The organism is Rossellomorea sp. RS05 (assembly GCF_039822645.1).
GTDB classification, from domain to species: domain Bacteria; phylum Bacillota; class Bacilli; order Bacillales; family Bacillaceae_B; genus Rossellomorea; species Rossellomorea marisflavi_B.
The window spans coordinates 1-22,288 of record NZ_JBDKWY010000007.1; the positions used below are offsets into that span (position 1 = coordinate 1).

29 protein-coding genes and 1 pseudogene are annotated in these 22,288 nt (G+C 47.7%); 17 read left to right on the plus strand and 13 right to left on the minus strand.

The window, feature by feature from the left end; translation table 11 throughout:
- Nucleotides 1–714: 714 nt before the first annotated feature.
- A complete protein-coding gene (locus ABJ225_RS16260) occupies nt 715–1,461 on the plus strand; it encodes an RsfA family transcriptional regulator (RefSeq protein ID WP_290031818.1) in 747 nt (248 codons plus the stop codon).
- A 36-nt stretch (nt 1,462–1,497) separates the two neighbouring features.
- Here the strand turns inward: ABJ225_RS16260 and lipL are convergent, their stop codons facing one another.
- Both lipL and pta read right to left on the minus strand, forming a co-directional pair.
- A complete protein-coding gene (gene lipL / locus ABJ225_RS16265) occupies nt 1,498–2,346 on the minus strand; it encodes an octanoyl-[GcvH]:protein N-octanoyltransferase (protein ID WP_347321094.1) in 849 nt (282 codons plus the stop codon).
- 98 nt (nt 2,347–2,444) lie between these two features.
- Nucleotides 2,445–3,416 carry a phosphate acetyltransferase gene (pta, locus tag ABJ225_RS16270; protein ID WP_053429688.1) on the minus strand — a complete coding sequence of 324 codons (972 nt, stop codon included), beginning with the start codon at nt 3,414–3,416 and terminating at the stop codon, nt 2,445–2,447.
- Between the two features lie 292 nt (nt 3,417–3,708).
- Here pta and hemQ point away from each other — a divergent pair, with 292 nt between their 5' ends.
- Nucleotides 3,709–4,455, plus strand: a complete 747-nt coding sequence (hemQ, locus tag ABJ225_RS16275; protein ID WP_347321095.1) for a hydrogen peroxide-dependent heme synthase — start codon at nt 3,709–3,711, stop codon at nt 4,453–4,455.
- Between the two features lie 212 nt (nt 4,456–4,667).
- Nucleotides 4,668–5,117, plus strand: a complete 450-nt coding sequence (gene gerQ / locus ABJ225_RS16280) for a spore coat protein GerQ (protein ID WP_235563670.1) — start codon at nt 4,668–4,670, stop codon at nt 5,115–5,117.
- Between the two features lie 41 nt (nt 5,118–5,158).
- Here gerQ and ABJ225_RS16285 read toward each other — a convergent pair whose 3' ends face one another.
- The 4 genes from ABJ225_RS16285 to ABJ225_RS16300 all read right to left on the minus strand — a co-directional run bounded on the left by ABJ225_RS16285 (nt 5,159) and on the right by ABJ225_RS16300 (nt 6,857).
- Nucleotides 5,159–5,530, minus strand: a complete 372-nt coding sequence (locus ABJ225_RS16285; RefSeq protein ID WP_218246688.1) for a DUF423 domain-containing protein — start codon at nt 5,528–5,530, stop codon at nt 5,159–5,161.
- A gap of 33 nt (nt 5,531–5,563) precedes the next feature.
- Nucleotides 5,564–5,848, minus strand: coding sequence for a YwdI family protein (locus ABJ225_RS16290; RefSeq protein WP_053429691.1), 285 nt, complete (start codon nt 5,846–5,848; stop codon nt 5,564–5,566).
- A gap of 100 nt (nt 5,849–5,948) precedes the next feature.
- Entirely contained in the window at nt 5,949–6,143 is a 195-nt protein-coding gene (locus ABJ225_RS16295; RefSeq protein ID WP_481900634.1) for a hypothetical protein, read from the minus strand.
- A 48-nt stretch (nt 6,144–6,191) separates the two neighbouring features.
- Nucleotides 6,192–6,857 (minus strand): uracil-DNA glycosylase, encoded by a 666-nt coding sequence (locus ABJ225_RS16300; protein WP_347321096.1) that lies wholly within the window; start codon nt 6,855–6,857, stop codon nt 6,192–6,194.
- Nucleotides 6,858–7,052: 195 nt separating this feature from the next.
- Here ABJ225_RS16300 and ABJ225_RS16305 point away from each other — a divergent pair, with 195 nt between their 5' ends.
- The 4 genes from ABJ225_RS16305 to bshB2 all read left to right on the plus strand — a co-directional run bounded on the left by ABJ225_RS16305 (nt 7,053) and on the right by bshB2 (nt 9,624).
- On the plus strand, nt 7,053–7,403 hold the full coding sequence (locus ABJ225_RS16305) for a YflT domain-containing protein (protein WP_347321097.1): 351 nt from the start codon (nt 7,053–7,055) through the stop codon (nt 7,401–7,403).
- 143 nt (nt 7,404–7,546) lie between these two features.
- Entirely contained in the window at nt 7,547–8,356 is an 810-nt protein-coding gene (gene pdxK, locus ABJ225_RS16310) for a pyridoxine/pyridoxal/pyridoxamine kinase (protein WP_056539310.1), read from the plus strand.
- A 207-nt stretch (nt 8,357–8,563) separates the two neighbouring features.
- Nucleotides 8,564–8,911 (plus strand): YojF family protein, encoded by a 348-nt coding sequence (locus tag ABJ225_RS16315; RefSeq protein WP_056539315.1) that lies wholly within the window; start codon nt 8,564–8,566, stop codon nt 8,909–8,911.
- Between the two features lie 29 nt (nt 8,912–8,940).
- Nucleotides 8,941–9,624: a bacillithiol biosynthesis deacetylase BshB2 gene (gene bshB2, locus ABJ225_RS16320; RefSeq protein ID WP_347321098.1), complete on the plus strand. Its 684-nt coding sequence runs from the start codon at nt 8,941–8,943 to the stop codon at nt 9,622–9,624.
- 823 nt (nt 9,625–10,447) lie between these two features.
- Here bshB2 and ABJ225_RS16325 read toward each other — a convergent pair.
- Nucleotides 10,448–10,582, minus strand: a complete 135-nt coding sequence (locus tag ABJ225_RS16325; RefSeq protein WP_347321099.1) for a hypothetical protein — start codon at nt 10,580–10,582, stop codon at nt 10,448–10,450.
- A 137-nt stretch (nt 10,583–10,719) separates the two neighbouring features.
- On the opposite strand from ABJ225_RS16325, the gene ABJ225_RS16330 reads away from it, so the two are divergent.
- Nucleotides 10,720–11,511: an SDR family NAD(P)-dependent oxidoreductase gene (locus tag ABJ225_RS16330; protein WP_347321100.1), complete on the plus strand. Its 792-nt coding sequence runs from the start codon at nt 10,720–10,722 to the stop codon at nt 11,509–11,511.
- Nucleotides 11,512–11,546: 35 nt separating this feature from the next.
- Here ABJ225_RS16330 and ABJ225_RS16335 read toward each other — a convergent pair whose 3' ends face one another.
- Nucleotides 11,547–11,891, minus strand: coding sequence for a hypothetical protein (locus ABJ225_RS16335; protein ID WP_056539326.1), 345 nt, complete (start codon nt 11,889–11,891; stop codon nt 11,547–11,549).
- 265 nt (nt 11,892–12,156) lie between these two features.
- Here ABJ225_RS16335 and ABJ225_RS16340 point away from each other — a divergent pair, with 265 nt between their 5' ends.
- From ABJ225_RS16340 to ABJ225_RS16365, 7 genes and pseudogenes are all read left to right on the plus strand, one after another.
- The gene (locus ABJ225_RS16340) at nt 12,157–12,732 is read left to right on the plus strand and encodes a sigma factor-like helix-turn-helix DNA-binding protein (RefSeq protein ID WP_347321101.1); all 576 of its coding nucleotides are present in this window, start codon (nt 12,157–12,159) and stop codon (nt 12,730–12,732) included.
- Between the two features lie 5 nt (nt 12,733–12,737).
- Nucleotides 12,738–12,953 (plus strand): hypothetical protein, encoded by a 216-nt coding sequence (locus ABJ225_RS16345; protein WP_053429700.1) that lies wholly within the window; start codon nt 12,738–12,740, stop codon nt 12,951–12,953.
- 226 nt (nt 12,954–13,179) lie between these two features.
- A pseudogene (locus ABJ225_RS22410) lies at nt 13,180–13,308 on the plus strand (peptidoglycan-binding domain-containing protein); the annotation flags it as partial.
- Between the two features lie 69 nt (nt 13,309–13,377).
- Entirely contained in the window at nt 13,378–13,794 is a 417-nt protein-coding gene (locus ABJ225_RS16350) for a YcbK family protein (RefSeq protein WP_373921157.1), read from the plus strand.
- Nucleotides 13,795–13,826: 32 nt separating this feature from the next.
- Nucleotides 13,827–14,369 carry an N-acetylmuramoyl-L-alanine amidase family protein gene (locus tag ABJ225_RS16355; protein ID WP_218246697.1) on the plus strand — a complete coding sequence of 181 codons (543 nt, stop codon included), beginning with the start codon at nt 13,827–13,829 and terminating at the stop codon, nt 14,367–14,369.
- A 46-nt stretch (nt 14,370–14,415) separates the two neighbouring features.
- Nucleotides 14,416–14,571 (plus strand): YvrJ family protein, encoded by a 156-nt coding sequence (locus ABJ225_RS16360; RefSeq protein ID WP_048004785.1) that lies wholly within the window; start codon nt 14,416–14,418, stop codon nt 14,569–14,571.
- Between the two features lie 14 nt (nt 14,572–14,585).
- Nucleotides 14,586–14,729, plus strand: coding sequence for a hypothetical protein (locus tag ABJ225_RS16365; protein ID WP_160140928.1), 144 nt, complete (start codon nt 14,586–14,588; stop codon nt 14,727–14,729).
- Nucleotides 14,730–14,788: 59 nt separating this feature from the next.
- Here ABJ225_RS16365 and ABJ225_RS16370 read toward each other — a convergent pair whose 3' ends face one another.
- Nucleotides 14,789–15,862 carry a PQQ-dependent sugar dehydrogenase gene (locus ABJ225_RS16370; RefSeq protein ID WP_347321102.1) on the minus strand — a complete coding sequence of 358 codons (1,074 nt, stop codon included), beginning with the start codon at nt 15,860–15,862 and terminating at the stop codon, nt 14,789–14,791.
- A 52-nt stretch (nt 15,863–15,914) separates the two neighbouring features.
- Nucleotides 15,915–16,787, minus strand: a complete 873-nt coding sequence (locus tag ABJ225_RS16375) for a Cof-type HAD-IIB family hydrolase (RefSeq protein WP_218246700.1) — start codon at nt 16,785–16,787, stop codon at nt 15,915–15,917.
- Nucleotides 16,788–16,969: 182 nt separating this feature from the next.
- Here ABJ225_RS16375 and ABJ225_RS16380 point away from each other — a divergent pair, with 182 nt between their 5' ends.
- The gene (locus ABJ225_RS16380; RefSeq protein WP_347321103.1) at nt 16,970–18,283 is read left to right on the plus strand and encodes a short-chain fatty acid transporter; all 1,314 of its coding nucleotides are present in this window, start codon (nt 16,970–16,972) and stop codon (nt 18,281–18,283) included.
- Nucleotides 18,284–18,354: 71 nt separating this feature from the next.
- Here the strand turns inward: ABJ225_RS16380 and sda are convergent, their stop codons facing one another.
- Complete coding sequence (sda, locus tag ABJ225_RS16385; RefSeq protein WP_079514210.1) at nt 18,355–18,489, minus strand: sporulation histidine kinase inhibitor Sda; 135 nt, start codon at nt 18,487–18,489, stop codon at nt 18,355–18,357.
- Between the two features lie 379 nt (nt 18,490–18,868).
- Between sda and ABJ225_RS16390 the strand changes: the two genes are divergently transcribed.
- Complete coding sequence (locus ABJ225_RS16390) at nt 18,869–20,230, plus strand: YjiH family protein (RefSeq protein ID WP_347321104.1); 1,362 nt, start codon at nt 18,869–18,871, stop codon at nt 20,228–20,230.
- A 77-nt stretch (nt 20,231–20,307) separates the two neighbouring features.
- Here ABJ225_RS16390 and pgmB read toward each other — a convergent pair whose 3' ends face one another.
- Both pgmB and ABJ225_RS16400 read right to left on the minus strand, forming a co-directional pair.
- On the minus strand, nt 20,308–20,979 hold the full coding sequence (pgmB, locus tag ABJ225_RS16395; RefSeq protein ID WP_347321105.1) for a beta-phosphoglucomutase: 672 nt from the start codon (nt 20,977–20,979) through the stop codon (nt 20,308–20,310).
- 36 nt (nt 20,980–21,015) lie between these two features.
- The gene (locus ABJ225_RS16400; protein ID WP_347321106.1) at nt 21,016–22,281 is read right to left on the minus strand and encodes an ATP-binding protein; all 1,266 of its coding nucleotides are present in this window, start codon (nt 22,279–22,281) and stop codon (nt 21,016–21,018) included.
- Between the last annotated feature and the right edge of the window lie 7 nt (nt 22,282–22,288).

The following is a 22,288-nucleotide window of genomic DNA, read 5'->3' on the forward strand; positions in this document are numbered from 1 at the left end:
ATGACACTCTCTATCGTACCAAGGGAGCTTTTTTTATGCACATCGCTAAAATCCCACTTTATCCTCATATTCCTTTATAACAGGAATGCTCCTCGTGCCTGCGGGGTCTCGGTCATCCCTCTTTTCCGAAGGAGTCCGGATCCCTTCGCTTCTTTTCACTCTTGGTAAGGACTCAGGATAACTTTCTAAGCTTTTAATTCAAGATTCTCTATCTGTCTTTCACTTCGTGTTATTGGAGAATGGATTTTATGTTAGATTTCATTCTTTCTTGCATTCTGCTTATTCGGATATTCTTTTTCTTACACTAGCAGCTATGGTCATTGTGACTTCGACTGTCTTATCATCTGGTCAATATCCAAACCCGATATGCTCTTCTTCATAAACAATAAAACTTCCTTCTTAGCGAGGGAAGTTTTGGACTATTTGGGTCGGTGTACGGACTTTCCACAAAGGGTTTGGGAGTCGGTGCAAGGCCAGAAATCCAGATAGCCCAGCCGTCTGGAATTGGCATTGATTTGTCCTTTTCAGACGGTTTTTCTACCTTTGACACAATACCGTTCCATACGATACTCTTTTCGGCTTTGTTTTGCAAGGGAGGTTCACCCAAGCAACGAAACTAGCAGACCAGAATTTTTTTAGCATATTCGTATAAAAATGCCCGGAGCTGTCAATGATGATATCAACGACATATTATTATATGGGGGTTGAGAGGAAATGACAGTTAAATCAAGACAAGATGCCTGGACTGAAGAAAATGATCTTTTATTGGCAGAAACCGTCCTTCGTCATGTGCGGGAGGGAAGCACTCAGCTTAATGCTTTCGAAGAAGTAGGAGATCAATTGAATCGTACGTCGGCAGCATGTGGATTCCGTTGGAACGCAGTTGTCCGCCATCAGTATGAGAAAGCTCTTCAACTAGCAAAAAAACAAAGAAAGCAGCGTCACCGTATCCTGGGGAAAGATCAGGGTGGGAAGAAGAAGCTCTTGTATCAGCCGCCTACACCTTCGTTCGATGATCTGGATGCTATGTCTCTATCAATGCCTGAGGATGATGTTCCCTTCTCCCTTGATGAGTTCACCCACAAGCCACAGGTAGAAGAAGCAGGACAGCCGGAACCGGTACATGAAGCAGTGCCTGTTGGCTCTAAAGGCGAGATGAGCATCGAGAAGGTCATTGCGTTCCTGCAGCAATACGCCCTTTCCAATTCTGATGTGTATAAGATCGAGAATCAACGTTTGAAGGGTGAAATCCATGAACTCAGGAAAGAAAATGAGGCATTGGCTAAAAAGGTGAATGAGCTGGAGAATAACACCGTGACCATGCAGGAAGATTATGAAACCCTCATGCAGATCATGAACCGGGCACGAAAGCTCGTCCTGTTCGATGAAGATGAGGCTGCAAAATCACCGCGCTTCAAAATGGATCGCAACGGCAATCTGGAAAAAGTGGCAGAAGGATGATAAAAGAGGGTGGCCCCGTCAATCGGGTCCACCCTCTTATTTCATTCCCAGTACCTTCGCATTCCTGTCCAAGACGCGCTCGTAGTACGCTTCATACATGGCGTATTCTTCTCCTTGGAGGGATGAATTGTAAAGCTGCCCGCTGAATGAGTGGAGAGACGTCAGGAACCTCATCATCACATCCTGGACCGTGAGCTCGATCCCCAACAGTTCTGCAAGACTCGCCATGACGCTTGGGTCGATATCAGGGAAGGTGAATTTCGATGGTTCACCCTGCAACCCCACCTCATAGAAGCGGCGGATGAGCTCTGCCCGTTCCGATCCGCTTCCATTGACGCAAAGGTAGATCTGGACCGCCACTCCCCCGCGGATCCTGCGCTGGGAGATGCCGGCGAACTTCCGGTCGTTGATACTCAGATCATAGCCGCCGGGGCAGTAGGAGCGAGTGATCTCCTTCGCTTCGATCTGCTCGCTTACTTCCGGGAACATCTCCTTGATGAGTAGCCACATGGCATCATATCCTCTGTTGATGTCGATTCCTTTCTCCGAATCTGGGAAGACGAGGGACAGGTTGAGTACACCTTCATCCAGGACGACTGCCAGGCCACCTGAGTTCCGGACAATATAGTGGTACCCTGCCTCTTCAAGCACTTCAAGGGCTTCATCCAGAAATGGAAGCTTCGTGTCCTGGATGCCGAGGACCACGGTCTGGTGGTGGACCCACGAACGGGCAGTGGGGTCGGAGTCTCCTGATCCTGTGACGGTGCATAACGTATCATCCATGGCGAACGACTGCAGGGCACCGAAGGTAGGTCCGAGGCTCGATTGATCAATCACCCTCCACCGGTCTTGGCGGAGGAGCTCATATACTTTATCTTTCTCCATCATGTTTCTCCTTCGTTTATCTTCGATTTGTCCATTATAGCATAGCCCCTATAAAGCAAAAAAGACCGGTTCCCACCGTGGGAACCGGTCTAAAACTCTTACAGTGCTTGAGCTGCCGTGATGAGGGCAAGCTTGTACACGTCTTCTTCGTTACAACCGCGTGAAAGGTCGTTCACCGGTGCGTTCAATCCTTGAAGGATCGGCCCGACTGCTTCAAAGTTACCAAGGCGTTGAGCGATTTTGTATCCGATATTCCCTGCTTCAAGGCTTGGGAATACGAAGACGTTGGCATTTCCTTGGATATCGGCACCTGGAGCCTTTTTCTCAGCAACAGAAGGAACAAATGCTGCATCAAATTGGAATTCTCCATCCACTGTGATGGAAGGTGCTTTTTCTTTTGCGATGGTTACGGCTTCAACCACTTTTTCTGTTTCAGGTGATTTAGCAGATCCTTTTGTCGAGAAGCTCAACATAGCAACACGAGGATCGATATCGAACATTTCCGCTGTTTTTGCACTTTCGATGGCAATCTCAGCAAGGTCTTGGCTGTCAGGGGAAATATTGATTGCGCAATCTGCAAATACATATTTCTCTTCTTCACGTACCATGATGAAGACGCCGGACGTTTTGCGCACGCCTTCTTTTGTTTTGATGATCTGAAGGGCAGGGCGCACAGTGTCTGCTGTTGAATGAGCCGCTCCGCTTACAAGACCGTGAGCTTGTCCAGTGTATACAAGCATGGTTCCGAAGTAGTTTTCATCAAGAAGGATCTTTTTCGCGTCCTCTTCTGTTGCTTTGCCTTTGCGGCGTTCCACGAAAGATTTCACCAAATCGTCCATGCCTGCAAATGTTGAAGGGTCGATGATTTCGCAACCTTCAAGCTTCACGTTCTGTTCATGTGCTTTCGCTTCGACCTGCTCTTTGTTTCCGATCACGATCGGCGTCAGGATGCCGTCTGCAGCAAGGCGGGAAGCGGCAGTAAGGATGCGCTCATCAGTACCTTCAGGGAAAACGATCTTCAACTCTTTACCTTTTACTTTATCTGTCAATGTCGCAAATAAATTACTCAATAGAGGAACCTCCTTGATTTATACATATCCAATCTTAGAATACTCTTCTCATAGAGGAATTCAAGGGAAAGTCGATTTGGTATCGCTTCCACTATAAAATTCTTTGTTTTCAAAAAACGGAACGCTATTTCTTTACCCGGGAATCTCTATGAATACTCATATAGTCTGTTCCCGCGTGTTTCCCTTTATCCCTGATTGTGCCATTTTTACGACATTCAAGTATGGGTATGCGCTTTCATTGGTGAAACTATGATATAGTAATGGATGGATATTGATTAAAGGAGTGATCAAGTTGGCAGAACCGGCACAAACACTGGATGGTTGGTATTCCCTTCATGATTTCCGGGCGATTGATTGGACGACATGGAAAATGCTCTCCAGCGAAGATCGTACGGAAGCCATTGCGGAGTTCCACCGCTTTTTAGATAAGTTGAACAGCACACAGGATGCGAAGAAAGGCAGCCACGCCCTCTATTCGATCGTCGGTCAGAAAGCTGATTTCATGCTGATGATCCTGCGTCCTACCATGGAAGAACTGAACGAGCTTGAGAACGAGTTCAACAAGCTGAAGATCGCTGAATTTACCGTTCCGACCTTCTCATATGTCTCAGTAGTCGAATTGGGTAACTACATGCCTTCAGAAGGCGATCCATATGATAACCCATATGTGAAAGAGCGTCTTTATCCAATCCTACCTAAAGCGAATCACGTTTGCTTCTATCCGATGGACAAGCGTCGCCAAGGAAACGATAACTGGTATATGCTTCCGATGGAAGACCGTCGCGATATGATGAGAAGTCACGGGATGATCGGCCGTCAATATGCCGGCAAAGTGAAACAGATCATCACAGGCTCTGTCGGTTTCGACGACTACGAGTGGGGCGTCACACTATTTGCAGATGATGTCCTTCAATTCAAAAAGCTTGTATACGAAATGCGCTTTGATGAAGTCAGCGCACGTTACGGGGAATTCGGTGCTTTCTATGTAGGGAACCTCCTGCCTGAAGAAAAAATCGAAACGTTCCTGTATGTAAACTAAATCAAACGCGTCCTGGAACCCAGGACGCGTTTTTCATATGTAAGAAGCTCCCTCCTCCGATAAAAAAGGATTTTCATGAATAATCTCCTTTCTCCCCTCATAGAGTGAATTAGTGAGACAGTCAGGTACCGTAAGCTCCAAAACGGTCCGCAGAGTATAGGAATCAAGATGCTGATTAATGGGCATCTGGAGAATAAAGGGAGGTCAACGCGTTGTCTAATTATCCTAACTATGGGCAAGGACAAGGATACAACCAGTATAATCCGTATAGTCAGTATGGAGGCCAGCAGAGTCAAGGACAGAACTTCAATATGCCGCAAGCAGGGGGAAATTACATCCCTTCCCCGACAAATGCCCCGGCACCATCGTCACAGAATGTTCCCGGCATGCTTCCGATGGAAGAATCGTACATCGAGAACATCCTCCGGTTGAACAAAGGAAAAGTCGCCACGGTCTATACCACATTTGAGAATAATAAAGAATGGAATGCGAAAGTCTTCAAAGGAATCATTGAGGCTGCGGGGAGGGATCATCTCATACTCACCGATCCCCAGACCGGCATGCGCTACCTTATCCCGATGATCTATTTGGATTACATCACGTTTGATGAAGAAATCGAGTATGAATATCCATATGCTCAAGGGTATACTCCTCGAAGATAATGAAAAAGCCGTCATCCTCAGCGGGATGGCGGCTTTCCGTTTTACAGATTTTTCGCGGCAAAAATGATCAGGAGCACCCATGCTACAAGGAAGCTGACTCCTCCAAGTGGAGTGATGGCTCCGAGCACCTTGATTCCTGATAGACTCAAAACATACAGGCTTCCAGAGAACAGAATCGTTCCGATCAGCATCAACCAACCCGACCATGATAAGAGTGAGCTTGGTGCAAGGTTCCCAAGCATGACCCCAATGATCAAGATTCCGATGGCATGGAACATCTGATATTGAACACCTGTATTCCAGGTCTCAATATATTTAGCGGAAATCTTTCCTTCAAGTGCATGGGCACCGAACGCACCAAGTGCCACCGATAAGAAAGCATTGATCGCTCCGATGATGATGAATGTCTTCATTGCTCTTCGTCCTTTCTTCCATTGATGCTTTTATTAGAAATCAAAAAGGGATGAACCATTTGCGCCATCATCCGTTTCCAGCGGCTCTTCCTTCTGGATGGTAACCGGCTTGGATATCGGCTCCGGCTGCGGGACATATTGAACGGCTGACTGCTGGAAGACCGCAGATGTTTCTCCTGTCTGCTCTTCAAGGAGCAACTCGCACATCGCCTTGATGGAATAGATGTGTTCCCGAATCTGGCTGGCCTTTTCTGCATTCTTTGCCTTCCCGATCTCCATCTCCATTTTCTTGATTAAAGACTGATGAGGGATATTCATGTTGTCGTACTCCTTTCAACATCCTCATGAATTCGTTTACCTACTCCATAATCCTAATTGTTCGTGATGAAATTAGCAACTCGTCGGACCCTTCCTTTTCTCAACGAATTTCAAACATGGATGTCCTGAGGATTGGCGGACGACAGCCGAGGGCATCGACTTCGTTTTGAAGCCGTATCCCCTGCAGCCACGCGGATGCGCCGGTTCCCAAGTTGTATAGAAATAGGCGCATTGAAAACAGTTCACTTGAGTCGCCTTTGACTTCATTCCTCCACTTCCCTTTCTCAATGTTCACAGAATTGTAAGGAACCCACTCCTCACCGGATGTTCCACGTGAAACACGTTATTCGATACACCAATCGATTTCAGTGATATTGTGCTTTTTCAAGAACTGATTGGTCTTAGAGTAAGGTCTGCTTCCAAAGAACCCTCGATGTGCTGACAGCGGGCTCGGATGAGGGGATTTAAGGATGAAATGGACGGATTGATCAATCAGCTTTTCTTTTGATTGAGCAGGTTTCCCCCACAAGATGAATACGACTGGCTTTTCACGTTCATTCAACGTTTTGATCACATGATCCGTCAGACGCTCCCATCCTTTGTTCCGATGAGAGTGCGCTTCCCCGTCCCTCACCGTCAATACCGTATTCAAGAGGAGGACGCCCTCTTTTGCCCATTTCACCAACGAGCCATGTTCCGGCACAGGACAGCCGATGTCGCTTTCAAGTTCCTTGTACATATTCCGGAGGGACGGGGGAATCTTGACCCCTTTCTTCACAGAAAAGCTCATGCCCTCTGCTTGATTCGGTCCATGATAAGGATCCTGCCCCAGCAGGACTACCTTGACGTCGTCATATGAAGTGTAGTGGAAGGCATTGAAGATATCGAACATGGGCGGGTAGACCGTATGCTCGTCATATTCTTTCTTGAGCCACTCCCTAAGGGATTGGTAATAGTCCTTATTCAACTCATCATCTAACAAATCGGCCCAGTCATTTTGAAAAATCATGACAGACTCCTTTCCACTCTCTCAATTTGGTTATCTGCTCTTCTACTATAACTTTATGGCAGAACACATGTAAATCCACTACTCCCTGCCAGTGGGGTTCATTTGTACGGACTGCCCCCCCTGACGTTTAACTCTATGTACAGCGGGAACAGTACTCATAAGAAATCACAACTTTTTATTGGAGGGTATTCATTCATGTACAAAGTACACACGGTAGAAAACGTAGTCGAAGCTAAAAGAGAAATTGAAATGCTGACCGGCCAAGGGTATACAAAGGACGATATCTTCATATTTGCACATGATAAGAATCGTTCCCAGCATATCACCGATGGGACGGATACTGAATCGGTAGGACTTAAAGAACAAGGCATATTCGACGCCATCGGGAACCTGTTCCAAAAACGCGGAGACGAGCTGCGCTCCAAGATGAAAGCAGTCGGACTCAATCAGGCAGAAGCTGATACGTATGAGGAAGAACTTGACAAGGGGAAATTAGTCATTGTCGCTTCCAAACACGGAGTCGATCATAACCAAGGCGTCCTCTAAACCAGGAGACGAAGAAGACACCGGCCACCGGTGTCTTCTTTCGTATGTAATGAAAATGTACAATTTGATATTCCCTATGTGATAGTATATTCTTTAGTCAGACTTTTACATTTACACCCGCACTAATTAGGAGGAATACTACGATGACATTGAAAAAAACACTAACCATTGCTGGTTCTGATACAAGTGGGGGCGCAGGCATCCAGGCGGACCTGAAGACCTTCCAGGAGCACGGCGTTTACGGCATGACCGCCCTTACCACTGTCGTCACGATGGATCCTGCCGATCACTGGCACCACAACGTACATCCCCTTCCGGTAAGCACTTTGGAAGCTCAGCTTGAGACCGTCCTTTCTGTCGGCATCGATGCAATGAAAACCGGGATGCTCGGTACAGTGGAAGTCATCGAGCTTGCGGCAAAAAAAATCGATCAGTACGGCTTGAATAAAGTTGTCATTGATCCGGTGATGGTCTGTAAAGGTGAAGATGAAGTTCTTCACCCCGAAACAACCGACGCTATGAGAGAGCATCTCCTTCAGCGCGCCACGGTGGTGACTCCCAATCTTTTCGAAGCTGGACAGCTTGCTCAGACCGGTCCAATCAAAACCATCGAAGGCATGAAAGAAGCCGCAAAGAAAATTCATGACCTCGGAGCGAAGAACGTAGTCATCAAAGGCGGAAAGCAGCTCGAGCACACAAAAGCCCTTGATCTCTTCTATGATGGAACGGACTTCACCATCCTAGAAGAAGATAAAGTGGATACCACATACAACCACGGAGCAGGCTGCACATTCGCGGCTGCCATCACGGCGAATCTTGCCAATGGCCAGGATGTAAAAGAAGCTGTGACAAATGCAAAATCATTCGTAACAGCTGCCATTAAGCACGGATTTAAGTTGAACGAGTATGTAGGGCCTGTCATGCATGGCGCTTACAATCGATTTGAAAAATAAGAATCTCCCAAGGGACCGTTTTGAAGCTGTGAGCAGCATCAAGACGGTCTCTTTTTTGTTCCATTAGCCCCTCATACGGATGCAGACGATTCTGGAAGGGAATACTAGACTCCGCATATGCGGATTATCAAACAGAGTTTTCGCTTTCGGCCACTAAATTTAGTAAGATAGTACATAATGGTTTTTTCATTATGAGGAGGATATGATATGAAGCCTATTCAATTAGCGGATGTGCAAGGATTGATCAATCAGTTTGCACGTCAAGATATATATATACATCTAGAGACGACGAACGGTGCCTATGCATCCCACTTCAATGAGAATTTCTTCTCAGCAGGTGCCTACATCCGTAACGCCAAGGTCAATTACGAACATGGAAAAATCGTCGGTGACGGTCCTTTCCGTGTCGGGTTGAAGCTGGAGATCGGCTGGATCTACGCCGAAGGCTTGACCCATTATGAACAAGATGAGGAAGGCAGGCTACTGATGGCCGGACACGGAGCCGATGGAAAACTGGCCGTGGCCCTCGAGATCAGCCCTACCCCATTCAAGTAGAACGATTTTTCGATAAAGGAGATTTCAAAATGGAAAAAGAAAGACAATTACTCGTAATCTTTCCCCATCCCGACGATGAAGCGTTCGGTGTATCCGGAACGATTTCATCTCATGTCAATAACGGAACCCCTGTCACATATGCATGCCTGACCCTTGGTGAAATGGGCCGTAATTTGGGTAACCCACCATTTGCTACACGCGAGTCCCTTCCTCTCATCCGTAAGAAGGAACTTCAAAAAGCGGCAGAAGTCATGGGAATTCAAGACCTTCGCATGATGGGCTACCGTGATAAGACGGTCGAATTCGAAAATGATGAAAAGCTAGCAAATATGGTGACAGAACTGATCGAAGAGCTCGCCCCTTCCCTGATCATCACATTCTACCCTGGCTATTCCGTCCATCCAGACCACGAGGCAACCGCCCGCGCTGTCATCAGGGCCGTACGCCGTTTGCCAAAAGCTTCCCGTCCAAAGCTTCACTGCCTGGCTTTCTCGAACGGATGCGAAAAGGAACTCGGCCAACCCGATATCACAGTGGATATTTCTGCTGTGAAGGAGCAAAAGCTCAACACGATGAGAGCCCATATCTCCCAAACCGCTTGGATGCTGAAAGATTTGGACAAAGGCATCGAGCAAAATGATCCTGAAGCCCTTCGCTGGGTAACCAACGAACGATTCTGGAGCTATCAGTGGGAAATCGATTCAGTGGAATAACGGTATGTCGTAATAATAATACACAACCCCCAAGTCCGGGATTTCAGCGGTCTTGGGGGTTGTTTGCGTTCTTTTTGAGGAGAGGATTACTTAAGATGGGGACCGGTCCTTTTCCACTGAAGTTAAGTCCCCTCCACTTCAATCCACTTTTAAGTTTTCATGAGGATCCAAACATTTCTATACGCGTGGTGGGCTCTTTTTTCGTTTGCATAAAAGATGGTATAGTTTTTTTAGTTTCCAGTAAAAACGGGGTGTATAAACGTGTGTATGAGGCACAGGGGCGTTCCTTTCCGCTGCAGGTGCTTGCTTTCCTGCGGGGAGGGCGTCGAGCCTCCTCGTGCCTGCGGGGTCTCGCCACTCCTCCTTTTCCGCTGGAGTCAAGCACCTTCCGCTACAATCCACTCTGTAGTTTTAAGCAAAGTGAGATTCCATTTGACTATTATGACTATAAGGATGATGAATACCAATTCCCTTACGTTATTATGTAAAAATCAAATGATTATTTATTTTAGCTCCATCTCGATAAATAATATCGCAACCCCCTCTACTTACATTCACAATGTAATGTTTATCTTTCCGTGCACAATAGCAATCACGCTTTGAAAAGCACAAAGTGCAGTGCAGCGAAGGCCACCCGACTCCTATGGGAGAAGCGGGCAGGGTGAGACCCTGCAGGCTTGCCGAAGCGGCTCACCGCACGCCCCATGGAAAGCGGGTGGCCGCAACGGAGCGAAACGAACCCATCTTCCATCATCCACCAATTTTATAACAGGATGGGTTCTTCAACCTCTAATCTTTGAAGCTATCCACCCTTCAAAACCGCTCAGTGCAGTGCAGCGAAGGACGACCGACTCCCGCGGGAATAGTGGGCAGGTGAGACCCTGCAGGCACAGCCGAAGCGGCTCACCGACCACCCCGCAGGAAAGCGGTCGACCGTAGCGAAACGGAACGAACCCATCTTCCATCACCTATCAAATTTAAAAACAGGATGGGTTCTTCAACCTCTAATCTTTGAAGCTATCCACCCACCAGACTGCCCAAAATGGTTTTCACCCCTCCCCGACAGGGTAACCCTAAACCACAAGGAGGAAAAACATGACCATTTTTCACAACCAAGCACTGCAAAACCAGCACATCCTCATCACCGGTGCCACAGGAGGCATTGGTCACGAAACGGCCATCGCTGCCATTGATGCAGGGGCGAAGGTCACCGTTACCGGGCGGAACGAAGACAAACTTGCCAGGCTCAAAGAATCCGTCCAGTCCCCAAACAATCTCCACGTCTTCCCTGCAGACCTGACCAAGGAGGAAGACCGTCAACAGCTCATCTCCCATGCAATCGAAGCATCCGGTCCGATTACAGGACTGGTCAACTCTGCCGGGATCGGGGGCGGTGATCTTGTTGAGAAACTCTCCGATGAAGATATGCGCACCATCATGGAGCTTAACTACTTTTCCCTCGTCTCCATCACCCAGGACGTGTATCACGGCATGAAGGAACATGGGGAAGGGTCCATCGTTAATCTATCATCCCTCTCTGGCTTACGGGGAACACACGGCAACAGCGCCTACAGTGCATCCAAATTCGCGGTCACTGGCTTCACCCAGGCATTCGCTCATGAAGCCATCGAGCACGGCGTGAGGGTCAATGCAGTGTGTCCAGGCTATGTCGATACCGAGATGGGTCGTGAAGCCATCGCCTCAAAAGGTAAACGGGAAAACCGCACATATGAAGAGCAGCTGGAAGTCGCAAAGTCAGGAATTCCATCCAACCGGCTGACTTCTCCCTGCGAAGTGGCGAACGTCATTCTTTTCCTGCTAAGCGATGCCGCCTTCAATGTGGTAGGCGAGTCCATGAAAATTTCAGGCGGAAGCGTCATGAGATAAAAAAAGGAAGCCGCCGATTGCTTCGGTGGCTTCTCTCATTGTTCGTTTTTGATCTTTTCTTTAAGCTCCTCGATGTATTTCTGTTTTTCTTTTTCATTTTTCAGCGTGTCGGCATTTTTATCTTTTATATAGTCCTGCAGTGCTTTCTCAATGTCTTCTTTCGTGGCGTTCTCAGGTATCTTGCCTGATTCTTTCAGCGTTTTGATGATCTGTTCATCGTTGGCTATCATATCCAAATGTTCAACACCCTTCTCTGCCTCGGGAACGACGGTTTCTTCAGCATCGTCCTTCGGCTTTTCTTTAGATGATCCATCTGTACCGCACCCGCTGAGGATGACGGCCAGACTCATGACACCAGAGAGGATCAAGCGCGTTTTCATGCAAGCACTCCCTTTCAAAGGACTGTCTAGTAAACTTCTACTTTCCATGTGAAAAAGCCTTCTTTTCGGGAAAAGAAATGAAATTAGTGCCATCCTCACTTTCAGCTCATGCCTTAATATGGTTTAATTAGTAGTACATTGGTATGAATAGTGGTTGGCAGGTTGTTTTTTTATACCCTTTTTATTCTTTATATAGTAAAAGCGAGATTTCTCTCTCTTTTTTTTACTACAAAACCGAACATACGTTCTAATGGTGGTGAAAAAAATGGACACATTGATGACCCGGTTTTACAAGCATTACCCTCATCTCAAGCATAACAAAGCGGTCGATTCGTTTATCAGCAAGCAGGAAAACAGAACATTGATCGAACAGTTCCTCCTTGAACCGAACGCTGAAAGGGAATACGAATTGAACGAAGCATTCAAGTCCCATTATTTTGATATCCGTTTTACGGCCTATGTGAGTTCCTCCCTGTATTTCCATAGTGTTAATTTTGATAAGAAGCATCGGACGTATTCCGAGCGGCATCCTCTCACTCTTGATAAGAAAACCGATCAGGGGGACGGGCAGGCGTTCATCGATCTTGTTCCTGATCAGTCGGACAGCCTGTCGCCATTCATGAATTACTCGACACTGGCAGAATGCCTTGAGGACGACGATCTTCTCACAGGCTACAGGGCACTTACAGAGAGACAGCAAAGGATCCTTGACCTCGCTTACGTTCAGGAATGGAGCGACACGGAAATCGCTAGGAGCATGGGGGTATCCCAGCAGGCCATATCCAAGAGCCATAAAAAGGCTTTGAATGCATTACGAATCCTATTACAGAAAAAGGAGTAGATGCAATGGGCGCACTTTATGAAATGGTAAAAGAAGCACAGGCTACAGGTGAATATGAAACAAAGGTGATTACGACATTCGAACCGAAAATCAAGAAATCCCTCTACATGACCCGTGCTGAAAACCGTGATGATCTTGAGCAGGAGCTTAAAATCAAGATTATTCACTATGTGAGGGAGTATTCGATGGACCGCATTCCAGGACTGTTTGATTTGGAGTAATGACAATGATCGACCGGCTGAATCCAGCCGGTTTTTTTATGCCTTGTTTTCGAATTTTTCCAGGGAGGTTGTAGTTCTGCTCCCTTCCCTTTCTTTAGTAAGTGTAAGGCAAACGAAACGGTCGCGATGAGGTTGGGATGACTTCAATCGCCGTACCGCATCCCTTTGGTTTGTCTCTTACCATTCATATCATAGGGAGAGATGTTACATGAACTGGACAAGGACAATGAAGCAAGGTGACTCTGGTAACGATGTTCGAGAATTGCAAATCCGGGTGGCAGGATGGGCAGCTGCCTCGCCGGCAAAGACTCATGTGGCCGTTGATGGCGTATTCGGTGCAGGGACTGCTGCAGCCGTCAAGCGATTCCAAAGCGCTTATGGCCTGACAGCAGACGGCGTTGCCGGTCCTCAGAGCCATACTCAATTGAACGCACTGGAAGCAAGTGACGGATCGACTGCCCACTTCAACTTCTCTGAATTTTATTCCAAAGACGGAAGCACCTTCAATGGAGGGAACGTCGGATCCACTCAGGTCAGGGAGAATATCCGCCGCCTTATGTACAAGCTGGAAGCACTTCGCAAAAAGCTCGGGAACCCTCCCGTCACCATCAACTCAGGATTCCGAAGCATCAGTCATAACCGCAGTGTAGGAGGAGCCTCGAACTCCCAGCACACCTACGGGATCGCAGCGGATATCAACCCTTCCGGAAAGACCCCTTCACAGGTGGCGGAAGTGGCCAAAACATGCGGATTCAGCGGAATCATCAAATACAATACGTTCCTGCACGTCGACAGCCGCGCGGAATACTCATACGGCGCCCAAACGTACTACTGGGCTTAAATCAATCTTAAAAAAACAGGAGGGATACCATTATGCCAATCATCGTACTAGACCCGGGACACGGCGGCTCTGATCCAGGAGCCATCGGAAACGGTCTTCAAGAAAAGAATCTTGCTTTAACGATCGGACTTAAGGTGAAAGCCTATCTCGAATCCAATTACGGCGCGGATGTCCGCATGACCCGCTCCACCGACGTCTTTATCGAATTATCCCAGCGGTCCGCTTTTGCCAATGGACTCGGTGCTTCTTACTTTGTCTCTCTTCACCATAATGCAGGTGGTGGAACAGGGTTCGAAAGCTTCGTCTATACCGGCACCAGAAATACAGAAACCGGTCGCAGGCAGGATGTCGTCCATGCTGAGATCATGAAATTTTATTCCCAATATGGCCTTCGTGATCGTGGTAAAAAAGAAGCTAACTTCGCCGTACTGCGTGGAACGTCCATGCCGGCGATCCTCCTCGAGAATCTGTTCATGGACAGCGTGAATGACACGAATCTATTAAAAAGTGCATCGTTCATCCAGGGATTATCGAATGCCATCGGCCTTGGCATTGCCAAAGCACTTAATCTGTAAATCCAGGGCGGGCTTCCCGCCCGCTTTCTTATAAGGAGGAATGATCATGGATTATTCTGTGTTCGTCCAATTGCTCGGTAACTTCGGATTCCCGATCGCCGTCACCCTTTTCCTGCTCGTTAAATTGGAGAAGAAGCTTGAGCAGTTGGAGCAGGCCATTCAGGCCCTGTCCCAGACTTTCTCCAAAGAAGACAGGCAGTAAGGAGGTTCATGAATGTGATATCATATGTATCCAATTTGGTCGCCATCGGGATCGGCATGGTGGGGATCGGACTTTGGTTGAGTCAGTTCCATGCATGGATGGCTGTGCTGCTTCTGATCGGAAGCGTGCTGATGTTAAGAATGGATAAGAAGGGTTGAGCGCCGGGGCTCTGCCCTTTTTTTGTTGCAAAAAAAAGAGACCTGAACGGCCTCTTTATCTATTGCTTTCCTTCAATGGCGGAAAGGTCCACTTTATACAGTTTGTCATCCTGCTCTCGCGGGATGCCCCTTCCGTCCGTATTATTCGTTGTGAAATAGAGAGTATCCCCATCTACATGGACATCGCGGATCCTTCCAAAGCCATCCAGCAGATCAGTGACCTCTTTGGTGTCCGGGTCGAACTGCTTGATACTCTGTCCTGCGAGGGTCGCAAACAGCAGCTTCCCTTCACTGAAATCGGCTCCCGACGGGGCCCATGATGGCTCACCTGAATGAGCGAGAGGAGGAATGGTCCCTTTCTTTTCTTCGTCACCCGTTACATCCGGCCAGCCGTAGTTGGCCCCTTTTTCAATCCGATTGACTTCATCATAGCCTTTCGGTCCATGCTCCGTCGCATACAGGGTCTCACCATCCCAGGCCAAGCCCTGGGGATTCCGATGACCATAACTATACAGATAGCTATCGGAAGGATTGTCGTCCGGAGTGCTTCCGTCGAGATTCATCCTCAAAATTTTCCCACCAAGGTATTCGGGATCTTGAGCCTTCTCGTCATTTGTGGCATCTCCTGTGGTGATGTAAAGCTTCTCATCCGGTCCGATTTCAAGACGCCCCCCATGATGGAACTGGCCGCTCGGAATCCGGTCTAAAAGGACGTTTTTCTCGTTCCAAGATTGATTCTGCCTTTCAAGAAGGATGACACTGTTATAAGGAGTTCCGCTGTCATCATAGGTGTAATAGGCATACGCTTGCTGATTTTGAGCAAAATCCGGGTGAAGGACAAAGCCCAACAGACCTGCTTCAGGGTTGTCCGATAACGGTTTTTCCAAGGAAACGTCAATCTTATCTTTCTTCCCGTCCCGTACTTCTACGATAGAACCTGTCCTCTCGGTTACATATAGCGTCTCTCCGTCTTGGTCGATGGACCATGGAATGGAGAGCGAATCGGCTACGACTTCATATTCAACGCTTGGTTTTTCGACTGATGCATGTTCTTCCTGCTGTTTTTCCTCCTGATCGGCACATCCCGCTATCAGGACCAAGCTGAAGATGATCCATATGAATGGATGTTTCATGCATTCAGCTCCCTTTATGATTTTTCACCAGTATAGCCTGTTTTTCTTCATTTCAGTCCTGTTCCGACTGCTCCATCGCGGCCAGGATTGCTTTTGCCACACCATCTTCACGGTTAGTAGCCGTCACGTGGGAACAGAATTCCTTCACTTCAGGGAGGCCATTCCCCATGGCGACCGGACGACCCACAACCTTCATCATGGACAGGTCGTTCAAATTATCCCCTATGGCCATGGCGTCTTTCACATTCAACCCTTTTGATGATAATACTTTTTCAAGGGCTACCCCTTTTTGTGCGTGGATGCTATTGATCTCAAGATTGTTCTTACCTGAAGAGCTGACGGCAAGATCCTTCAGTTCTGCCAGCACAGATTGGGCCTGCTGAAGCTTTTCCCGATCTTTGGAGAATACGAGGAATTTGAAGACAAGATGCTCCGAATCTTCGAAAAGGACTTCATAATCCTCCACGACATTGATGCGACCTTCGTCGTACCTTTCCTTCGCAGCCTGCCTCACCTGTGCTTCTGATACGTCGGGATTCGATGTCTTGAAGATGTCGATGATGAGATCGATCCCCTTCTCATAATCTTCTGTATATGTACCCTGATTCGTATACACCTCGAAATAGATACCGAGCTCGTTCAGTTCTGCCGCGATTTGCCTCGAACGATCATCCTCGATGCCCGCTTGATAGACGATTTCCCCATCAGCATCCCGGACCTCGGCTCCATTGGCACAGATGATATCGCAGTCGATCCCTGCCTCTTTCACAACATAGGAGGCTTCTTCGTAAGAGCGGCCTGTTGCCACAATCACTTCGATCCCAGCTTGTTGGGCTTTCAGGATCGCTTCTTTGTTCCCTTCGCTGATTTCTTGTTTTTCATTCAATAATGTTCCATCCATATCGCTTGCTATGCTTGTAATCATTGGTCAGACACCTTTCTTTCAGGAAAATATTCTTAATTAGGTCATTGTATCATGAACCGCTATCATTTATTAGTTTGCACCACTCCACTTCAAGAATATCCCTTTAAATGAAAGGGTTTTCAAACCTTTTATAGAACTAAGTAAGGACACCAACTATCTAATAGCCTAAAGGAGGACATTCATTGAAGAAACTCACAGCCCTATCGAACCGAATTATGCAACGCTACCTACCAGATCCGTTCTTATTCGTCATCATCCTTACCCTCTTTGTTTTTGCTTCGGGAATCATTTTCACAAAGAGTTCACCCGTCGACATGGTTCAATATTGGGGTGAAGGCTTTTGGGGGCTCCTTGCCTTTTCCATGCAAATGGTGCTTGTGCTTGTAACAGGGTATGTTCTGGCAAGCAGTCCTTTATTCAAAAGACTGCTGGGCTTTCTTGCTTCCCTGGCAAAATCACCCGGATCTTCCATCATAATCGTTACCCTCATCTCTCTCGCAGCGAGCTGGATCAACTGGGGGTTCGGCCTGGTCATCGGTGCCCTATTTGCAAAGGAATTGGCTAAACGGGTCAAAGGGGTTGATTACCGCCTTCTCATCGCGAGTGCTTATTCGGGATTTGTCGTGTGGCACGGAGGATTTTCCGGTTCCATCCCTTTATCGATTGCGACAGCGGGACATCCATTCGAAGATAAGGTGGGCGTGATCCCAACAAGTGAAACGATGTTTGCGGCCTTCAATATCTTTATAGTCATTGCCCTCTTCATCATTCTCCCCATCGCTAACAGGCTGCTCATGCCCTCAAAGGAAGATACCGTTTCCGTTGATCCATCCTTGTTCAATGAATCTGCAGCCACCGCGGAAGTGGTCGACCCTACTCCCGCTGAACGCTTGGAGAACAGCTCAATCCTTTCGGTCATTATATCCCTTCTTGGAATAGGGTTCATCGTCTACTATTTCATCAATAACGGCTTCGCGTTGAACTTGGATATTGTCAATTTCCTCTTCCTGTTCCTTGGCATACTCTTCCACGGGACCCCTAAAAGCTACCTGAATTCCGTTCAGGAAGCTATCAAAGGGGCAAGCGGCATCGTTATCCAGTTCCCGTTCTATGCGGGGATCATGGGCATGATGGGGGCTTCGGGACTCGCCGTCCTCGTGTCCGAAGTTTTCGTTTCCATTGCAAATGAGACAACCTTTTATTTCTTTGCCTTCCTTTCAGCAGGGATTGTCAATTTCTTTATCCCTTCTGGAGGCGGCCAGTGGGCCGTACAAGCACCCATCATGCTTGATGCCGCACAGGCCCTCAATGCTTCAATTCCCAAGACGGCCATGGCTGTGGCGTGGGGTGATGCCTGGACGAACCTCATCCAGCCGTTCTGGGCCCTGCCGGCTCTAGCCATCGCCGGACTTAAAGCGAAGGATATCATGGGCTTTTGCGTTCTGATTTTGATTGTGAGCGGTGTCGTCATTTCAGTCGGACTCCTGATTTTATAATTACACACAAAAAAGGCTGTTCTCATTTGGTGAGCAGCCTTTTACCTATCATTTACGAGGTTCGGTGAAAATTACATTTCACTCTCTCTTCTTCTCAATAGCTCCACTTCCAACATCTCGATGAATTCTTCTTCCAGTCCTTCTTTTTGTGCCATTCGGTGGGCATTGGTTAATTGCTCTTCAGTAAGTAATGTTAGTGATTGCATCTACTACACCCCTGACTAACCTGGTTATGGGTTCCCTTTACCCCTAATAATCCCCATTAAACCTATTTACCAGAAAAATATAATATATTTCCTTTTACTACTTTTTTTATCGGCTTACAGGAGGACTTTTGAATGTGTTTTGAAAAAGAGTTGAATTGAAAGAACTATGAGGTAAACTATTTTTGCGAGCGCTTACCATATAAAATAGGGGATTGAGCATAGGATTTCTACAAAGGTTGTTTATCCGCGAATTTTTTTGGGAAGATAATCAAAGGCATCTATTGTTAACCAGTTTGCAGTAGAGTATGGACAATTAAATATGTATGCATTAGAATGAATAATGTTTCATTTTTCGTCATTACTTTTTTGAGGTGAACCTATGAATTCGCAACAACGATTTACACTCGGACAACAGTTACGTTTTATCATTCCCTCCTTGTTGGGAATTTTATTATTTATAGTTCCTTTACCGGTCAATGGTGAAGTGACGATCCCGATTGCCGTCTTATCGAATGGACTACTCGGTGCAATTAGCCCCGTAATCCCATATGTCATGACGATCCTTATCTCCTTGACGATCATCGGGACGTTCATCACGAAGGTTTTCAAACCGGTGATTATCATGGACTCACCATTTTTCAAAACGCTGTTCAATGTGACGCCCGTCTGGTTCGTGATCAGGGTCGTCGGCGGTATCTATGCTGTCATGACCCTTTTCCAATTAGGGCCGGAGTGGATATGGTCAGAAGACACTGGGGGACTGCTCCTGAGCGCGGACGGGCTGATTTCCATCTTGTTCTGTGTCTTTTTATTCGCAGGACTCCTTCTACCATTACTCTTGAATTTTGGTCTTCTTGAGTTTTTCGGCTCCATCCTGACGAAGGTCATGAGGCCGATCTTCAATCTGCCTGGCCGCTCCTCCATCGACTGTCTGGCTTCATGGCTTGGCGACGGGACCATCGGGGTCCTGCTGACCAGCAAGCAGTACGAGGAGGGTTTTTATACGAAGCGGGAAGCAGCTGTCATCGGGACGACGTTTTCCGTTGTATCCATCACCTTCTGTCTAGTAGTCATTTCAACGGTCAACCTGAGTGAATTCTTCTTCCCATTCTATCTTACGGTGACGTTCTCCGGACTCGTCGCGGCAATCATCCTGCCGCGTATCCCGCCTTTGTCCCGCAAGCCTGATACGTATTTCAACGATCAGGAAGGGAAGGACACAGCGGAGACCATTCCTGAGGGCTATACCCGTGCAGGCTATGGCTATGAGCAGGCTGTCCTTCAAGCAAAGAAGAACAACAGTGTGTCAAAATTCATCACTGATGGCATGAAGAATGTATTGGATATGTGGATGGGCGTAGCACCGATCGTCATGGCCATTGGAACGACGGCACTCATCGTAGCGGAGAACACAAAGTTCTTCGAATGGATCGGTATCCCCTTCATCCCGGTACTCGATCTCCTTCAAATCCCTGAAGCAGCAGAGGCTTCGAAGACGATCCTGGTCGGATTTGCGGATATGTTCCTTCCTACGATTTTCGGTGCGGGCATCGAGAGCGATATGACCCGATTCATCATCGCCTGCCTGTCCGTCACTCAGCTGATCTACCTATCAGAAGTCGGAGGACTCCTCCTTGGATCGAAAATCCCTGTTTCCTTCTGGGATCTCGTGGTCATCTTCCTGCAACGGACGATTTTGACTCTACTCATCATTGTCGGAATTGCCCACCTGTTATTCTGACTTATACGAAAGGAGTACCCGGAACGAACCGGGTACTCCTTTTTATGATGTGGTGAGTGCCAGTGCACGCGTCTTCCTTACGTCACGCACCATTTGTAATATTGTTCCTGCAGTGCCTCCAGCGTCAGGTCCCCAGTGAAAGCAATCGACCAGTCTGCATTTCTCATGAAGGGATCGCTTCCGACCCCTACCGTGAACATCCCTGTCTCAAGAAGGCCTCTTAATCCAGCCTCCCCGTCCTCGATCCCGACACACCTCCTTTCTTCGACTCCCAGCACCTCCCGCGCCTTCAGGAAAATCTCGGGATCCGGCTTCCCCCTGGTAAGGGAAAGTGGATCGATGGTGTATTCAAATGCCCAAGAAAGACCGGTTTTCTTCAGTACCTCCGGTGCGTTCCGGCTGGAAGAGGCAACAGCCATCCGGATTCCATTCTCCTTTAGTTCCTTCAGGAATGATTCCATACCAGGGAGGACATGATCAGGCGTCAGGCTGTCCATCAGTTGCAGGTAGCGTCGATTCCTCTCCTCCGCGAGTCGGATTTCCAAGTCCTCTTCAATCTTCCTTCCCGCTTCCTCCCAAACGGTTCGGATGGTCTCCCGCCTGCTGATTCCCTTCATTCGATCATTCTGCTCCCATGTATAGTCGATACCGAATGGAAGAAGGGTAGCCCTGGTTGCTTCGTAATAAAGGGGCATTGTATCCGTCAGGACCCCGTCCATATCGAAAATGACTGCTTCGATCATCTTCATCGTCATCCTCCTTTAAAAGAATTGAAAAGCCTGCCATCATGGTGCTGACGGCAGGCGTGCATGGATGGGGAACCCGATCGTGACACGGGTCCCTTCCCCCAATTCTGATTCGATCTTTAAACTTCCTTTATGACCTTCGATAATTTTCTGACTGATGGTGAGTCCAAGGCCCATACCTTTTTCCTTGAGGGTGAAAAACGGTTCTCCCAGTCGTTCCAGCCTGTCTGCAGGAATGCCCGCTCCCTGATCCTGTATGGTGATCAATATTTCTTCTTCCAAGCAGTGGGCTTTGATGCTGATGAGGCCCTCTTCCATGGCCTCGATGGCATTCTTCGTGATGTTGATCACGACTTGTATGCATTGGTTCCTGTCCCCGATGATCTCAATAGGCTCCTGGGGCAGGTCCACTTTCAGATTGATCCCTTTCATCAGTGCCTCATGTCCCATTACTTTGCCGACGTAGTCCAACACTTCCCTTATATCGAACGGACGTGATTCCCTCAGATGCGGCTTCGACAAAATGAGTAGCTCTCCGACAATCTGATTGATGCGGTCCATCTCGGTGCTCATGATGGTTAAGTAACGGTCTGAAACATGTTCGTTTTCCTCCAAAAGCTGAATGAATCCTTTTATGCTTGTAAGTGGATTACGGATTTCATGAGCGATCCCGGCTGCCAGTTCACCCACGACAGACAGTTTTTCATTTCGAAGAAGCATCTCTTCTGCCACCTTTTGCTGGGTAATATCCCGGCCGATGATGACAAGGCCCTTCCTCTCCCCGGATGAATGGAACAAGGGGACCTTGATGACATCAAATGTCTTATGCTCACCGGAAGGCAGGACAAAGCTCTCTTCGCAGCGGGTCCCTTTTTCACCCCAGGCCCTTTCATCCGATTCAATACAGAAATCAAAGGCGTCTTTGAAGAAGGGGACCAGCTCTCCCAGCTCCTTGTCGGTCTTTCCGATATAATCGATGCCTTCCAGGTTATAGAGCTCCCTCCCAAACTGGTTCACTTTCATCCATCTTCCCTCTCCATCTTTGAACGATACAAAGTCCGGCAGGGAGTGAAGGAGGGTGGAAAGTTGATTCTCTTCCTCCAGGAGGGTCTCGTGGACAGAAGAAAACGTAAGGGCTTTCTTGATAGACTGATAGAGTAAACTTAAACCGATGCTCGCAACTACGGGAATGGCGATCAAAAGGGCCACCCCCTCAAGAACAAACACCATGATCATAGCGGAGAGGAACAGCACGGCTGACAGGACCAGTCGCATAATGATATAAGAAATGTCATATGAGCGCACGTGCCTT

Bases quoted from the DNA above. Each gene is read 5' to 3' on its own strand.
- ABJ225_RS16260 (WP_290031818.1), top strand. From the start codon at position 715: ATGACAGTTAAATCAAGACAAGATGCCTGGACTGAAGAAAATGATCTT.
- lipL (WP_347321094.1), bottom strand. From the start codon at position 2,346: ATGGAGAAAGATAAAGTATATGAGCTCCTCCGCCAAGACCGGTGGAGG.
- ABJ225_RS16285 (WP_218246688.1), bottom strand. From the start codon at position 5,530: ATGAAGACATTCATCATCATCGGAGCGATCAATGCTTTCTTATCGGTG.
- ABJ225_RS16290 (WP_053429691.1), bottom strand. From the start codon at position 5,848: ATGAATATCCCTCATCAGTCTTTAATCAAGAAAATGGAGATGGAGATC.
- ABJ225_RS16300 (WP_347321096.1), bottom strand. From the start codon at position 6,857: ATGATTTTTCAAAATGACTGGGCCGATTTGTTAGATGATGAGTTGAAT.
- ABJ225_RS16305 (WP_347321097.1), top strand. From the start codon at position 7,053: ATGTACAAAGTACACACGGTAGAAAACGTAGTCGAAGCTAAAAGAGAA.
- pdxK (WP_056539310.1), top strand. From the start codon at position 7,547: ATGACATTGAAAAAAACACTAACCATTGCTGGTTCTGATACAAGTGGG.
- ABJ225_RS16315 (WP_056539315.1), top strand. From the start codon at position 8,564: ATGAAGCCTATTCAATTAGCGGATGTGCAAGGATTGATCAATCAGTTT.
- bshB2 (WP_347321098.1), top strand. From the start codon at position 8,941: ATGGAAAAAGAAAGACAATTACTCGTAATCTTTCCCCATCCCGACGAT.
- ABJ225_RS16325 (WP_347321099.1), bottom strand. From the start codon at position 10,582: ATGGGTTCGTTCCGTTTCGCTACGGTCGACCGCTTTCCTGCGGGGTGG.
- ABJ225_RS16330 (WP_347321100.1), top strand. From the start codon at position 10,720: ATGACCATTTTTCACAACCAAGCACTGCAAAACCAGCACATCCTCATC.
- ABJ225_RS16335 (WP_056539326.1), bottom strand. From the start codon at position 11,891: ATGAAAACGCGCTTGATCCTCTCTGGTGTCATGAGTCTGGCCGTCATC.
- ABJ225_RS16340 (WP_347321101.1), top strand. From the start codon at position 12,157: ATGGACACATTGATGACCCGGTTTTACAAGCATTACCCTCATCTCAAG.
- ABJ225_RS16345 (WP_053429700.1), top strand. From the start codon at position 12,738: ATGGGCGCACTTTATGAAATGGTAAAAGAAGCACAGGCTACAGGTGAA.
- ABJ225_RS16355 (WP_218246697.1), top strand. From the start codon at position 13,827: ATGCCAATCATCGTACTAGACCCGGGACACGGCGGCTCTGATCCAGGA.
- ABJ225_RS16360 (WP_048004785.1), top strand. From the start codon at position 14,416: ATGGATTATTCTGTGTTCGTCCAATTGCTCGGTAACTTCGGATTCCCG.
- ABJ225_RS16370 (WP_347321102.1), bottom strand. From the start codon at position 15,862: ATGAAACATCCATTCATATGGATCATCTTCAGCTTGGTCCTGATAGCG.
- ABJ225_RS16375 (WP_218246700.1), bottom strand. From the start codon at position 16,787: ATGATTACAAGCATAGCAAGCGATATGGATGGAACATTATTGAATGAA.
- sda (WP_079514210.1), bottom strand. From the start codon at position 18,489: ATGCAATCACTAACATTACTTACTGAAGAGCAATTAACCAATGCCCAC.
- ABJ225_RS16390 (WP_347321104.1), top strand. From the start codon at position 18,869: ATGAATTCGCAACAACGATTTACACTCGGACAACAGTTACGTTTTATC.
- pgmB (WP_347321105.1), bottom strand. From the start codon at position 20,979: ATGAAGATGATCGAAGCAGTCATTTTCGATATGGACGGGGTCCTGACG.